The organism is Kribbella sp. NPDC055110 (assembly GCF_053607525.1).
The window spans coordinates 1-14278 of the sequence record NZ_JBSGTS010000030.1 but is presented as its reverse complement, the minus strand read 5'-3'; the positions used below and the strand labels follow the sequence as shown (position 1 = coordinate 14278).

Genomic DNA, 14278 nt, shown 5'->3' with positions numbered 1-14278 from the left:
GGACGTCAGTACCGCTCCTGGAAGACCTGCTTGCCGGTGGCGTCGTACATGGTGATGTAGATCGGGTCGGAGTTTCCTTTCCGGATGTCGTCGGTATAGACGCGGTGTACCCAGTAGCCCCCCTTGATTGTGGCGTCGGCGCGCTGCAGGAGGCCGGTGAACGCGATCCGGGTGACTCCCTCCGGCACCCGGCCCGCGTAGCTGTACCGCACACCACTGCAGCTGGTCTGCACGTAGTTCCTCTCCACCGGTTCGTTGCCGCACCCCATGCTCCAGTAGCGCTGGATCTGGTACTCGCGCCTGACGATGCCGACGTTCAGCAGCACCGAGCCGAACCCACCCAGCGGTTGCTCCTGGATCGGCACCCCCGCCACGCAGTACGCGTACTGCGACCCGTCCGGCGACCGGCGGACCGTCATCGCGCCGTCGGCATCGGTCACCTCGACGACCTTGTAGGTCCAGCCGGCGACCACCTGCCGTCGCCAGGCGTCGTCGTTCACGGTGTGGAAGAAATCGTCGGATTTCGCGCACAGATCGGTGATCGCGGCGGGCTGGGCGACGGTCGCCGGCTGCGGGTCCGTGCGGGGGTCCGCGATCCGGCCCACCAGCAGTACGGCGACGACGGCGGTCGCGGTGCCGACGGCCGTGGCGGCGGTCAGCAGGGCGCGACGGCGCCGGATCCGGTGCCGGCCGGCCGCGACCAGTTCGGTCGCGTCGGGCGCGAACGACGTACCGCGCTCGGTGGCCGCGTCCATCAAGGTCTTCAGTTCGCCCGTCATCTGATCCCCACCAGGTCGGAGAGTTCGGCCAGGGACGGATGGGTGCGCAGCTTTTCCAGAGCGCGCAGTGTCTGGCTCTTCACGGTTCCGGGGCGGCAGTCGAGGGCGATCGCGGTCTCTTCGACGGACAGCTCGTCGAAGTACCGCAGTACGACGCACGCGCGCTGGCGGGGCGGTAGCTCGGCGAGGGCCTTGGTGATCACCATCCGGTTCTCGATCACGCCCAACACGTCGGCCTCGGCCTCGTTGGCGAAGTACTCGTCGCCGCCGACGACCTCTCCACTGGACTTCCGGCGGAGCGCGTCGAGGGTGGTGGAGACGACGACCTTCCGCGCGTACGCACCGACGGCGCCTTTGCGCTGGATCCGACCCCAGACCCGGTACAGCCGGATCAGAGCCTCCTGAGTCGCGTCCTCGGCCCGCCGCCAGTCCCCGCACAGAAGGTAGGCGGTCCGGCACAGAGAGTTGGCATGATGGGTCACGAACTCGACGTAGTCCTGCTCCGTCTCGGGTCTCACCCGCGGCCCTCCCCAGTCATGCCGAGTGAAACGTGGTGGGGTGCACAAATGGTTGCATGACTGCGGGACACTCTTTGCGTGACCGAGAGCCGTACGACGTCCGCGGTCGCGGCGCTGAGCGTCGCGGTGGCGGTGGTCGGTCACGCGCTCGTCGGGGGCGGCGGTGTGCCGGTAGGCGTCGTACCTCCGCTGGCTGCGTTGGCCGGGGTCTGCTGGCTGTTGGGTGAGTACCTGGCGGGGGAGCGGCTGCTGACCGCGCTCGTGCTGGCCGGGGTGCAGCTGTTCGTGCATGTCGCGTTGGACTCGATGACCATGCATCACGGGCATCACGGGATGTCGATCGCGAGCAGCCTGATGATGACGGCGACCCACCTCGGTGCGTTGCTGGCGGGCGTCCTCGCGATCGGCCAGGCGCACCGCTGGGTCTATCGGGTACGGCGGGTGTTCGCGCGACTGCTCCCGAAGTTGCCGGTACTGCGTCCGCTGCTGCTCGTCCCCGCAGCGCTTGGACTCTTCACGTCGTGGACCCCGACCGGATCCCGGCTCGGCACAAACGTCTCCGGGCGCGGGCCTCCCGGCGTACGAGTAACTGCAACTTTCTGAGCCGGCCGATCGTGCCGGACTACTCGTATGCCTTGAAAGGTTCTCTCATGCCCAAGAGATTCGTCCTGCGCGCCGGCGCGATCGTCGCGGCCTCCGCGCTCGTCGCGATCGGCGCCGCGAGCTCGGCGTCGGCGCACGTGACGGTGTCGTCGCCGGACGCCAAGCCCGGCGGGTACGCCAAGCTGGTGTTCCGGGTGCCGACCGAGTCGGACAACACCAGCACCACGAAGCTCGTCGTCTCGTTGCCCAAGGACCATCCGTTCGCGCACGTGGGGGCGCAGGTGAAGGACGGATGGAAGGTGGAGAAGAAGGAAGAGCAGCTTCCGGCCGCGGTGAATGTCGATGACGTCACGCTGACCAAGGCGATCACCACGATCACCTGGACCGCGACCGCGGCCGGGATCCCGCCGAACGACTTCGACGAGTTCTCGCTGTCGGTCGGGAAGCTGCCCGAAGGCGTGGATGCGTTGAGTTTCCCGACGGATCAGACGTACAGCGACGGTGCGGTGGTGAAGTGGGCCGACGCCGCGAAGGACGGCGCTGAGGCCGAACGCCCGGCGCCGACATTGAAGCTGGCGGCGGCGGTCACGCCTGTTGCAGCGTCCGCGGATTCCTCTGACACGTTGGCGCGGTGGCTCGGCGGCGGCGGTTTGCTGGTCGGGTTGCTCGGGCTGGCGTTCGGGCTGCGGCCGCGTGGCGCTGTGGCTGTTCATGTGGAGAAGCAGTAGCCGTGCGCCGATTGATCGCTGTCCTGGTCGCGTCGCTGTTCACGCTGGTGGTTTCCGCCGGCGTGGCGGCGGCGCACGCCAAGCTCGAGTCGATGACGCCGACCGACGGTTCGTCGATGGCCGCGCCGCCGACCAAGGTCGTCCTGACCTTCAACGAGCCGGTCGGGTCCAACGGGACGCAGGTGCAGGTGAAGGCGCCGAGCGGTACGAACGTCGCGAACGGTGACGTCCAGGTGGTCGACAACACGGTCACCCAGCCGGTCGGCGCGATGATCGAGGCCGGCAAGTACACCGTCGAGGCCCGCGTGGTCTCGGCCGACGGCCACCCGATCACGGTCAGCGGCTCCTTCACCGTCACCCACGCGGGCCACCCCGCCACCCAACCGGCGGACGCTCCGGCTCAGTCCGGGGGCAACTCCAACATGGTGACGATCGTCGCGATGTGCCTGGTGATGCTCGTGGTCGTGGCGTTGGCCGTGGTGATCGTCCGGCGCCGTCCGGCCTCATGACACGCGCCTCATGAGACGTGTTCTGGGGATAGTTGCTACCGGCATCGTTGTGATGGTGGTCGCGCTGCTCGCCGCCGGCGGTGCGCCGAAGCGGGCGGCGGACGGCCTGCTCGGTGCCGGAATGGCTGTTTCCTGGGCAGTTCCGGTACTGCGGTTTGTCGCGGACGCGGCCGCGGTGGCAACCGCTGGAGCCGTGGTGGCGGTCGCACTGTTCCTGCCGGCGAAGGACGGAATGCTCGGAAACAAGGCGATCCGCGCCTGTCAGGATGCCGCGCTGGCCGCCGGGATCTGGGCGGTCGCGAGCATCGGCGGCCTGATCGCGACCGCCACCGTGATCCTCGGCATCCCGTTGTCCCATCTCGCCGAGCACGCCGAACCGGCCGGCCAACTGAGCCAGGTCCGCGCGCTGGCAGTCGCCGTCGTGCTGACCGCCGTACTCGCCGTGATCCTCAGCGGCACCAGGACATTGCGCACCGCCCGCCTGGCCGCCGTACTCACGATCGCCGCCCTCACCGGCCCCTTGCTGACCGGCCACGGCGCGATCGACCGGACCAGCCTGTGGTCCGTTCTCGCCACCTCATCACTTGTTGTGCACGTCGTCGCCGCGACCGCGTGGATCGGCGGGCTGGGTGCAGTACTGCGCTACACCCGCTCCCGCGAGGCCGTCGAACTGTTCAGCACGCTCGCGTTCGTGTGCGCCGTGACGATGGGCATCACCGGACTCCTCACCGCCGAGATCCACCTCGACGGCCGCCAGGGCGGCTGGGGGCTGATCACGCAATGGGTGACTACCGGGTACGGCGTACTCGTACTCGGGAAAACGCTTGCGGTCGCGACTCTGGTGTTCGTCGGGTGGCTGCATCGGCGGACCACGATCCCGCGGCTGGCGACCGGCGACCCTGCCGCGTTCCGGCAGCTAGCAGTGCTAGAACTCGCGGTGATGGCCGGCACCGTCGGCCTCGCGGTTGCCCTGTCGCGCACCCCTTGACGTGACTCGGTGACATGTCAACGTTCGTCCGTACAATGGGTGGATGAAGGAACCGGAGTGGCTCGGGGCGCAGGAGGCGGCGCTCTGGCAGTCGTACCGCGACACGCATCGCGAACTGATGCGGGCGCTCGAGGCGCGGATGATCACGAACTCGGGTCTGTCCGGCGCCGACTACGCCCTGCTGCACCCGCTCTCCGAGGCCGAGGACGGCCTGCTCCGCACCCGTGACCTCGGCCGCTCGGTCGGCTGGGAACGCAGCCGCCTGTCGCACCAGGTCAGCCGGATGGAGAAGCGCGGCCTGGTCACCCGCGAGGAATGCACTTCCGACGCCCGCGGCTCGATGGTTCGCCTCACCGCACTCGGCCGGAAAGCGATCGATTCCGCCGCCCCCGACCACGTCGCCGCTGTCCGCAGCTACTTCTTCGACCACCTGACCGCGGACGAGCAGGCCCAGCTCACCACCCTCCTCAACCGCATCGCCGCCAACCTCCCCACCACCTGCGCCACCCCGGACTGCGACGAGTAGTTCCCCCACCCGCCCGCCGCACCACCCCGGCGGTCGTCCACCTCCCCAGTAACTCGCCGCACCATCCCGGCGGGCACCCGCCCTCCCCGCCACCAACCTGATCATCCAGGCGGCAACCCAACACCCGCACATCCAGCGGATATCCCCTGGTGTTGTGGGTTATCCCTTCGTATACCAACCGAGAAGGCACAACGCGGTCGGATATCCCCGCGTGTGTGCCCTGCGATGAAGGAAGCCTCGACGGGCCAGGTGCGGTGGCGGGGGTGCGGTGTGGCCGTGACACGCCGTTACGGCGGGCGGGCAGGGGAGCGCTGCGGAAAGAATGATCGCGTCGGGTTCGGATGCGCGCTGGATTTGACAACCGTTTTCACTAAGGTGAGGATGTGGCGCGTGTCCGAGGCGTTGGGTAGGCGTGGGTTCTTGGGGCTGGCAGGGGTTGCCGGGCTGGCGGCGATCACCGGATGTGGGGCGGACGGCGGGGGAGCCGCGCAACCCACGCAGGGCGGGCGGTTGCGTGCCGTGTACGCCGGCGGCGGGGCGAAGGAGGTGCTCGACCCGCACGTGCAGAGCCTGTTCGTGGACATCGCGCGGCACAAGGCGATCTACGAGAAACTGGTGGAGCTCGGCCCGGATCTGAAGCCCGTTCCGCGGCTCGCGTCGAAATGGGAACACGACGGTACGGCGACCACCTGGCGGTTCAGCCTGCGCGACGCGACCTTCCACGACGGCGCGAAACTGGTCGCCGAGGATGTGCTGTACAGCATCGCCCGGATCGTGGATCCCGCCGTACCGGAGCGGGTCGCGCAGTCGTCGCTCGCGACGCTGGATCTCAAGCACAGCAAGGCGATCGGCCCCGCGACGGTCGAGCTGGTGCTGACCCAGCCGAACGCGGAATTCCCCGCGCTGCTCGCCGGAATCGGCACGCAGATCGTGCGGAACGGGTTCAAGGATCCGGCCAAACCCGTCGGCACCGGCGCGTTCCGGTACGTGTCGTTCGAGGCCGGCCGTTCGATGGTCGCTTCGCGGTACGACGACTACTGGGACGGGCCCGCGCGGATCGAGGAATTGCACGTTCTGTCGGCCGATTCCGAGGCGCGCGCGAACGCCGTACAAGGTGGTCAGGCGGAGTACGCCAACGACATGACCGCGACGTTCGCGCGGACCGCGGAGGCCGGAAAGACGGTGCGGATCGTGGCGGCGAAGGCCAGCACGATGCAGGCGTTCGTGATGAAGGTCGACCGGCCGCCGTTCGACAATCCCGACGTACGGCTCGCGTTCAAGCTGGTGGCGGACCGGCAGCGGCTGGTGGACGTCGTACTCGCCGGGCGGGGTGAGGTGGGGAACGACCTGTTCGGCAAGGGGTATCAGTACTATCCGGCCGATCTGCCGGCCCGGGAGCGTGACGTCGACCAGGCGCGGAGCCTGCTGAAGAAGGCCGGGCTGGCCGGCAAGGAGGTGGAGATCTTCACCGCGGACGCGTCGGCCGGTTTCGTCGAGGCGGCGACGCTGTTCGCAGAGCAGGTCGCCGAGGCCGGGGTTCGGTTGAAGGTGACGACCGCGAGCCCGCAGACCTACGCGAAGGACCTGTTGACGAAAGGGGCTATCGGCAACCATCGGTCGGGGGCGATGCCGATTCCGCAATACGTCACCGATCGGTTGCTGTCGCATTCGCCGTTCAACGTGACGCACTGGCGGCGGCCGGCGTTCGATACCGCGTTCGCGGCGGCGCGGGCGGTGACGTCCGAGGAGGAGCGGTCCGCGAAGTACGGCGTACTGCAGAGGACCGTTCGGGACGAGGGCGGGATCCTCGCGTGGGGGCTGCCGGACTACCTGATCGCGGTTTCGTCGAAGGTGCAGGGAGTACAGGCGGTGCCGCCGAACACGTTGGACCAGGGCCGGTTCGACAAGGTGTGGCTGGCCTGAATGCGGTCGTACGCCGCCCAACGGGCGGGGCTCGCGATCGTCCAACTGGCTGTGCTCTCGGTGCTCGTATTCGTCCTGACGTCGTTGCTGCCCGGGGACGCGGCAGACCTGCGGTTCACAGAGACGTTGACGCCGTCGCAGGTCGCTGCGCTTCGGAGTGAGCTCGGCCTCGACCAGCCTCCTGTCGAACGGTTCGTGCACTGGTTGGGCAACGTGTTGACAGGCGATCTGGGTACGTCGTTGATCAGCGGGGGACCCGTCGTCGACATCGTGCGGCACTCGATCGGCGCGACGCTCGTACTCACGCTAGCGACGCTAGCGATCGTCGTACCGCTGGCCGTTGCCCTCGGCATCGTGATGGGGACCCGTGAGAACGGGCGCGTCGACCGTACGATCACGTCGATCACGCTGGCGCTGTCCGCGATCCCGGACTTCGTGATCGCGGTGGTCCTGGTTGCGGTGTTCTCGCTGAAACTCGGCTGGTTGCCCGCGACGTGGCTGGGCGGAAACCTCGTTTCCTCACCGACCCTGTTGATCCTCCCGATCGCTGTACTCTTCGGCCGGACCGTCTGCCTGCTGTCGCGTCAAGTTCGGGCCGGGACGGTTGCTGCGCTGAACGCCGAGTACGTGACGCAGGCCCGTCGGCTCGGCGTCCCACGACGGCAACTCCTGCTCCGCCACGTCCTCCCGAACGCGGCGGTTCCCGGAGTACAGGAATTGGCCCGTACTGGCGACACGCTTCTGGGTGGTGTCCTGGTCGTTGAAGCCATCTTCGCCATTCCCGGCTTCGCGACCGCGCTCGTGGACGGCGTGGAGACCCGCGACATCCCCACGGTTCAAGGCCTCACGCTTGTCCTGGCCGTCGCCGCCCTCCTCATCAACCTCGGGGCCGACCTCGTCTGCAACCGGCTGGTTCCGCGATCGGAAGTCCTCCGATGAACCCGCGCGAAGGCGGCGACCCCGCGGCGGGTGGCTCGCGGGTAGGTGGGGTGGCAGCCGTGGCGCTGGTTGCGGTGCCGCTCGTCGTCGCCGTGGTCGGCCCGTTCCTGCCGTACGACGCTCGGCCGGGCCTGCCCTACTCGTCCGAAGGCGTGTTGGGGACGGATGGGTTGGGCCGGGATGTTCTGGGGCTCTTGCTGGTAGGTGGGCGGACGGCGCTCGGGATGGCGATCGGGGCGGTGGTGATCGCGTATCTGGTGGGCGGACTGATCGGGCTGACGGGCGCGTCGACCCGGCATCGATGGCTGGACGAAGGCATGATGCGACCGCTCGACGTACTGCTGCCGCTCCCGTCCCTCCTCGTGATCAGCGTGGTCGCCGTCGGCTGGCGCGCATCCGCGGCGGCAATCACGGTCGCCGTCGCGATGGTGAACGTCCCGACCGTCGCACGACTCGTGCGAGCGGCCGCCCTGGACGCGGCGAGTGGACCGGTCGTCGAGGCGCTCCGGATGCAGCGGGAGTCGTGGTTCACGATCCAGCTCGGGTACGTCGGACGCTCGGTCCTCGGCCCGGTCGCAGCGGATCTCGGCACCCGGATCACGCTCGCGGTGTTCCTCGTCGCCTCCGTCAACTTCCTCGGACTCGGCCTGAGCCCGACCGCGCCGGACTGGGCAGTCAGCGTGTCCCGCAACCGCGAAGGCCTCCTCCTCCAACCGTGGTCGGTGCTAGCTCCCGCACTCCTCCTCGTGTCATTCACCCTGGGCTTCAACCTCCTGGCCGACCGCCTTGTACACCACTCCCGCCGCCTCGCGACGAGCGCAAGATGAGGCGCGACGACGACCCGGCAGCGGGTGGGCCGACGACGGCTCAGCCGCCTGCGCCGGGTGCAGCGGAGGTGGTCGTGCGGGTGGCTGGGCTGTCTGCGACCGCTCGGGACGCGGTGCTCGTCGACAACGTATCTTTCGAGGTTGTCGCGGGGGAGGTGACTGCTCTGGTCGGCGCGTCCGGGTCGGGGAAGACGACGTCGGCGCTAGCACTGCTAGGAGAACACGGTGACGGCGTACAGCTCGCCGGACACGTCGAGGTCGCCGGCCAACTGGTTGTCGACGGCAACGGTGTGACGGCGGCCGCGCCGACTGTCCGCGGCCGCATCGTCGCCTACATGCCGCAGCATCCCGGCAGCGCGCTGAATCCGGCCAGGCGCATCGGCACGACGCTGCAGGAGCTGGCGAAGCTGCACAACGGAGATTCCCGCGAGGCGGTCCGCGCAGCCCAACTACCCGGGGATCGCGCAACCCTCAAACGTTTTCCGCATCAGTTCTCCGGTGGCCAGCGGCAACGAGTGGTGCTCGCGCAGGCGCTCACCTGCCGCCCGAAGGTCCTCGTACTCGACGAGCCGAGCACCGGCCTCGACTCGATCACCCGGCTGCAACTCGTCCACGAGCTCCGGGAGCTCGCCGCCACCGGTCTCGGCATCTTGCTGCTCAGTCACGATCTCGACCTGGTCCGCGCGCTCGCGTCCCGCGTCGTCGTCCTCGATGCCGGTCAGGCGATCGCCACCGACGTACTCCCGCCCGCGCCTGACCTGAAGATCGTGGGAACCTCCGCCGCCGGACAACCGTTGCTAACGGCAATGAATCTGTCAGCCTCGGTGCGTCCTCGCGGCCGCGCTGTCGTCCTGCACGAGGCCGACCTCGCTGTCCGCGCAGGCACCTGCCTCGGGGTCGTCGGCCGCTCCGGCAGCGGCAAGACCACGCTGGCCCGCTGCCTGGCCGGCCTGCACGAGCGCTACACGGGCACCATCCTGCTCGACGACAAACCGCTCCCGGTGCTCCGTAAGCGCACCCGCGACCAGCACCGCCGCGTCCAGTACGTCTGGCAGGAGGTCCGCGGCTCCTTCGACGAACGCCGTCCCGTCGACCAGCAGGTCGCACGTACGGCGCAGCGCCTCCGCGGACTCGCATCAGATCAGGCCCACGCCGAAGCCGTCGCCACGCTCGCGCGTCTCGGCGTCGCCGCGATCACGGCCGCTCGTCCACCCAGCCGCTTGTCCGGCGGCGAGCTGCAACGCTCCGCGCTCGCGCGAGCAGTGCTAGCGAATCCCGACGTACTGATCTGTGACGAGATCACCACCGCCCTCGACGACCACGGTACGGCGCTCGTCCTCGACCTCCTGGCCGAACTCAAGGACCGCGGTACGGCGCTGATCTGGATCGGTCACGACCTGCGCCTGGTCGCGGCCGTCGCGGACCGGGTCCTGGTCCTCGACGCCGGCCGGGTGGTCGAACAGGGCCCGCCCGCGACGATCACGACCGCCCCGCACCACGAGCTGACCAAGCGGCTGGTCGCGGCCGCCCGGATCGGCGACCCCGAATCTCCGCCCGCAAAGACCCCGCCCGCAATGACTCCGCCTGTAGTGACTCCGCCTGTGCTGACAACCGACCCAAGGAGCGAACCGCGCCGATGACGCGACTGCACGACCACCTGGCGGAGGCCATCAAGGACCCGGACCCGATCCGGGTCAGTTCCGGCACCGGCGACGATCTGATCTGCCTGCGGTTCGAGACCATGAAGGTGTACTCCGCGCTCGGCGCCGTCCGCCGGCTCCTGGAGACCGGGCAGGTCCGGCCCGGTGACACGCTGATCGACAGCTCGAGCGGGATCTACGCGCACGCCCTCGCGCTCGCCTGCCACCGGTATGGGATGCGGTGCCACATCGTCGGCTCGACCACGGTCGACCGGACGCTGAGGATCCAGCTCGAGATCCTCGGCGCGACCGTCGAGCAGGTGCCGTCGTCGAACAACCTGCAGCTCGACCAGAACCTCCGGGTCCGCCGGATCGGCGAGATCCTCCGCGACAACCCGACGTACCACTGGATGCAGCAGTACCACGACGACATCCACTATCTCGGGTACCGCGCGGTCGCGGATCTCGTGGCGGAGCTGGTGCCGGCTGGTCCGCTGTGTCTGGTCGGCGGCGTCGGTACGGGCGCTTCGACCGGGGCGATCGCGGCGTACCTGCGGGAGCGCGGCCGGGACGTGAATCTGGTCGGCGTGCAGCCGTTTGGGAGTATCACGTTCGGGGCCGGGCATACGCAGGATCCGGAAATGATCATCGCGGGGATCGGCAGCTCGATCGAGTTCCGGAACGTGCGGCACGAGCTGTACGACCGGTTGCACTGGGTCTCGTTCGACTATGCGATGTCGGCGGCGGTGGATCTGCTCCGCACGTCCGGCGTTTTCGCGGGGCTGTCCGCCGGGGCGGCGTACCTGACGGCGTTGTGGGAACACCACTGCGACCGCGGGCGGAAACACGTTTTCCTGGCCGCGGACACCGGGACGCGGTACGTCGAGTCCGCGTTCGCCCGGCATGCCGAGGCGCGGCCGATGGCGTCGATGCGACCGCGGGAGATCGACTCGCTGGACGAGCTCGCGGTGCCGTGGTCGGCGATGTCGTGGGACCGGAGGGAATCCGCGCAGGCCCGGCGCGAAGAGTTTCCATCTGCGACTCCGTCGCATTAATGTGTCCCTGCGAGCGGGCACCGCTCCGCCCGAACCGCCCTGCAGTACAACCCAGAAAGGCTGACCGATCTCCATGACCGTCAACGTGGCTGATCTGACCGCAGACGTACTCGCCGGAAAACGTGGTCCGTCGCCGGCGGACCACGACATCACCAGTGCGTTCTGGCTGCACCACACGACGCGCCTACCCGGCGCCGACGTCACGTACCGGAACTATTACGTGCTGTTGCGAGTAGGAGAGGTGTTCGGCGCCTCCTCCTTCGAGGCGGGCGCGCTCGACCCGGCGTACTGCGCCGACACCTCCGGCCGCACGCTCGCCGACGTACTCTCCTCCAACGACCCGCTGCCCGTCCGGATCGCCGCACTCGACGCGTACCTGGCCGCGGTCGAGCCGCACCCTTCCTCGCCGTACGCCGAGGAAGTCGTCCTTCCCGCCGGTACGCCGGACGTTCGCGCCCGTGCCCGTGACGCAGCGGTCGCCGGACTGCTCGATGTTGCCGACGGCACCAAAGTCGCCCTGATCGGTGTCGTGAACCCACTCGTCGACGCGATCACGGACCGCGGCGGAATCTGTCTCCCGTGCGACTTCAACCTCCGCGAGACCGCCTCCGGTCTGCCCGTGTCCCGCAACATGACCGAGGTGATCGACGCCGCCGACGCGGTTGTCGCCACCGGTATGACATTGTCCAACGGAAGCTTCGACGTACTCCTCGATCGTTGCCGTGAGCAATCGAAACCACTCGCTATCTACGCCCAGACCGGCAGTGCCGTGGCCCGTGCATTCCTCGGCGCCGGCGTTACCGCGCTGTCCGCGGAACCGTTTCCCTTTTCCCAGTTCAGCTCCCGCCCGAGCAGCCTCTATCGCTACAGGACGGATACATGACCACGCAGCAGAACCTCACCGCACCCGCGGCCGCAGTGCCGGGCGATCTTCGGATGGCCCGGCGGCTGTGGCCGTTCCTGCTGGCGTCGACCGTGAGCCTGATCCCGTTCACGGTGTTCGGGATGTACCTGGTGCCGATCTCCGAGGCCGCCGGCGGGAGCGTCGCGGAGATCGGTGGCCTGCGAGGGCTCGGGGGGCTAGCAGCGCTAGCGGTTGGTGTGGTGCTGGCGCCGCTGATGGACCGGGCACCGCGGGAGCTGGTCGCTGCGGGCGGGCTAGCACTGCTAGCAATCTCGGCGGCGTTGGGGGCCGTGGGCAACGTGCTTGCGCTGGCTGCCTTCTGTCTGCTGATCGGGGCGTCGACGTCGATCCTGGCGCCGTCGATCGGGGCCGCGGCGGCAGACCGGTTCAGGTCGCCGGCAGCGGCGGGACGCGCGGCGACGCTGGTGTCCGCGACGACGTCGGCGATGGCGATGCTGGCGGCTCCGGTGCTCGCCGGGCCGGGACTGATCTGGGGCTGGCGGGGCAACCTGCTGGCGGCGTCGGCGATATCGCTCGCCCTGGCAGCGGCCTTCTTCTGGCGCGGGCGCGGGCGGAAAGCGCCGATCACCAGCAGGGAGCGGATGAGCTACCTGGCGACGTACCGCGCGCTGGCTCGGATCCGCGGCGCGCTGCCGCTGCTGGCTGTCGCGATGCTGCGGACTGCCGCCTTCATGGGCTACCTCGCTTACCTCGCGGCGTTTTACGACGAGAAGTTCGACCTCGCACCGGGCTGGTTCGCGCTGGTCTGGTCGCTCAGCGGCGCGTCGTTCTTCCTCGGCAACCTGCTCTCCGGCCGGTACCTCGCGGCCGATCGTTCGTGGGTCACTCCCGAACGGCTGCTCGTCGGCGGCATCACCGTTGCCCTGCTTGCGGTCTCCACGATCTACTTCTCGCCGACGCTTCCGCTCACGCTGCTCCTCACCGCGCTGATGGGCGCCAGCCACGCAACGGTCGCGGCTTGTGTCACCACCTCGCTGGTCCGTCGCAGCGGTGATCTCCGGGGTTCCGCGCTCAGTGTCAACGCGGCCGGCATGAGCCTTGGCACGTTCCTCGGCGCCGCAGTCGGCGGCCTCGGCCTAGGCCTCGGGGGCTACCCCGGTACGGCGATCACGTTCGCCGCGATCACCCTCGCCGCACTCCTCCTCGCCCTCCGCATCCGCCGCGCACCTCAGCATCTTTGAGCACTCATCAACCGTTTAGGCGGCCCGAAAGTGGTTGGTGGGTGCTCAAAGAGGAGGTGCAGTAAGGGTCGGTTCCGGGACTGATCGGGGTCCTCACCGAGCCTGCGACGATATATCGTTCCGTCTTATGGAGAACCTGCCCGACCGCCCGCATCCGCACGCGCATCTGCGGGCGTCCGACATCGATCGTGACCAGGTGGTCGACGTACTGCGGGACGCCCTGATGTCGGGCCGGTTGACGCAGGAGGAGCACGCCGAGCGCCTCGAGCAGACCCTGGAGGCGAAGACCCTCGGCGAGCTCGAACCGATCACCCGCGACCTCGTCGTACCGGGTCAGCCGACGCCCGTGGCACAGTCGGCCGCGGCCGCGTCGACCAGCCTGGTGCCGATCGAGGAGCCGGCCGACCCGGAGCACAGCTTCGACACGATGGTCGCGATCTTCGGCGGCGGCGAGCGGAAGGGGCGCTGGCGGGTGAAGCGCCGTACCAACGCGTTCGCGGTGTTCGGCGGGCACGACCTCGACATGACCAACGCGGTCTTCGAGGGCCGCGAGGTGACGATCTGGGCGTTCGCGGTGTTCGGCGGCATCGACATCACCGTCCCGGAAGGCGTGACCGTGCGCAACGAGGGCGTCGGCATCTTCGGCGGCTTCGGCGCCCGCGGCAGCGACGACCCGGACCCGAACGCACCCGTCGTCGTGATCAAGGGCCTGGCCCTGTTCGGCGGCGTCGGCGGCCAGTCCTCAGCCAAACGCCACGGCAAAAAACTCAAAGGCAAAGGCCACCACGAACTCCACTAGCCAACCCCACCACCCAGCCACATCTCCCCGGCTCTCCAGTCCGCGGAATGGGCGATGGTGACTGCATCCGGGGACTTGAGACAGGCCGTGGAATGCTGGAACCCGTAATTTCCTGTCTCCGCCCACCAGTGCCTGTCTCCAGACATCAGTTCCTACGGTCTCCGCCGTCGCCTCGCACCCGCCACGATCCACCCGCTGAGACGCAGACAGGCAATGCCCCCACGGATCTCGCAAGAGAGCGGTTATCCGGCTCTTCTGACTGATCCGTGGGTCAGTTTCGGCCGGGGAGGGGTGGGCGGTAGCCGCCGAGGGTGAGCATGGCCAGGGCGATGAGGGCG

Annotated in this window: 15 protein-coding genes; 13 read left to right on the top strand and 2 right to left on the bottom strand. The window is 68.8% G+C overall.

What is annotated here, in order from left to right:
• Positions 1-5: 5 nt before the first annotated feature.
• Positions 6-779 (bottom strand): hypothetical protein, encoded by a 774-nt coding sequence (locus ACWF0M_RS32740; protein WP_452239607.1) that lies wholly within the window; start codon positions 777-779, stop codon positions 6-8.
• A complete protein-coding gene (locus tag ACWF0M_RS32735; RefSeq protein ID WP_452239606.1) occupies positions 776-1297 on the bottom strand; it encodes a SigE family RNA polymerase sigma factor in 522 nt (173 codons plus the stop codon). Before ACWF0M_RS32735 ends, ACWF0M_RS32740 begins: the two co-directional genes overlap by 4 nt.
• A gap of 78 nt (positions 1298-1375) precedes the next feature.
• On the opposite strand from ACWF0M_RS32735, the gene ACWF0M_RS32730 reads away from it, so the two are divergent.
• The 13 genes from ACWF0M_RS32730 (at position 1376) to ACWF0M_RS32670 (ending at position 13940) form a co-directional block, all read left to right on the top strand.
• Positions 1376-1900: a hypothetical protein gene (locus tag ACWF0M_RS32730; RefSeq protein ID WP_452239605.1), complete on the top strand. Its 525-nt coding sequence runs from the start codon at positions 1376-1378 to the stop codon at positions 1898-1900.
• A gap of 47 nt (positions 1901-1947) precedes the next feature.
• A complete protein-coding gene (locus ACWF0M_RS32725) occupies positions 1948-2628 on the top strand; it encodes a YcnI family copper-binding membrane protein (protein ID WP_452239604.1) in 681 nt (226 codons plus the stop codon).
• 2 nt (positions 2629-2630) lie between these two features.
• On the top strand, positions 2631-3137 hold the full coding sequence (locus tag ACWF0M_RS32720) for a copper resistance CopC family protein (protein ID WP_452239603.1): 507 nt from the start codon (positions 2631-2633) through the stop codon (positions 3135-3137).
• Positions 3138-3147: 10 nt separating this feature from the next.
• On the top strand, positions 3148-4125 hold the full coding sequence (locus ACWF0M_RS32715; RefSeq protein WP_452239602.1) for a copper resistance D family protein: 978 nt from the start codon (positions 3148-3150) through the stop codon (positions 4123-4125).
• 43 nt (positions 4126-4168) lie between these two features.
• Positions 4169-4651, top strand: a complete 483-nt coding sequence (locus ACWF0M_RS32710) for a MarR family winged helix-turn-helix transcriptional regulator (protein ID WP_452239601.1) — start codon at positions 4169-4171, stop codon at positions 4649-4651.
• A 390-nt stretch (positions 4652-5041) separates the two neighbouring features.
• A complete protein-coding gene (locus ACWF0M_RS32705; protein WP_452239600.1) occupies positions 5042-6574 on the top strand; it encodes an ABC transporter substrate-binding protein in 1533 nt (510 codons plus the stop codon).
• Positions 6575-7513 (top strand): ABC transporter permease, encoded by a 939-nt coding sequence (locus ACWF0M_RS32700; RefSeq protein ID WP_452239599.1) that lies wholly within the window; start codon positions 6575-6577, stop codon positions 7511-7513.
• Positions 7510-8340, top strand: coding sequence for an ABC transporter permease (locus ACWF0M_RS32695; RefSeq protein ID WP_452239598.1), 831 nt, complete (start codon positions 7510-7512; stop codon positions 8338-8340). The genes ACWF0M_RS32700 and ACWF0M_RS32695 overlap by 4 nt, the downstream gene beginning before the upstream one ends.
• Complete coding sequence (locus tag ACWF0M_RS32690; protein ID WP_452239597.1) at positions 8337-9980, top strand: ABC transporter ATP-binding protein; 1644 nt, start codon at positions 8337-8339, stop codon at positions 9978-9980. The genes ACWF0M_RS32695 and ACWF0M_RS32690 overlap by 4 nt, the downstream gene beginning before the upstream one ends.
• On the top strand, positions 9977-11035 hold the full coding sequence (locus ACWF0M_RS32685; protein ID WP_452239596.1) for a pyridoxal-phosphate dependent enzyme: 1059 nt from the start codon (positions 9977-9979) through the stop codon (positions 11033-11035). Before ACWF0M_RS32690 ends, ACWF0M_RS32685 begins: the two co-directional genes overlap by 4 nt.
• Before the next feature lie 73 nt (positions 11036-11108).
• Complete coding sequence (locus ACWF0M_RS32680; protein ID WP_452239595.1) at positions 11109-11918, top strand: Rossmann-like domain-containing protein; 810 nt, start codon at positions 11109-11111, stop codon at positions 11916-11918.
• The gene (locus tag ACWF0M_RS32675; RefSeq protein ID WP_452239594.1) at positions 11915-13141 is read left to right on the top strand and encodes an MFS transporter; all 1227 of its coding nucleotides are present in this window, start codon (positions 11915-11917) and stop codon (positions 13139-13141) included. Before ACWF0M_RS32680 ends, ACWF0M_RS32675 begins: the two co-directional genes overlap by 4 nt.
• 127 nt (positions 13142-13268) lie before the next feature.
• On the top strand, positions 13269-13940 hold the full coding sequence (locus ACWF0M_RS32670; protein ID WP_452239593.1) for a DUF1707 SHOCT-like domain-containing protein: 672 nt from the start codon (positions 13269-13271) through the stop codon (positions 13938-13940).
• The last annotated feature ends 338 nt before the right edge of the window (positions 13941-14278 follow it).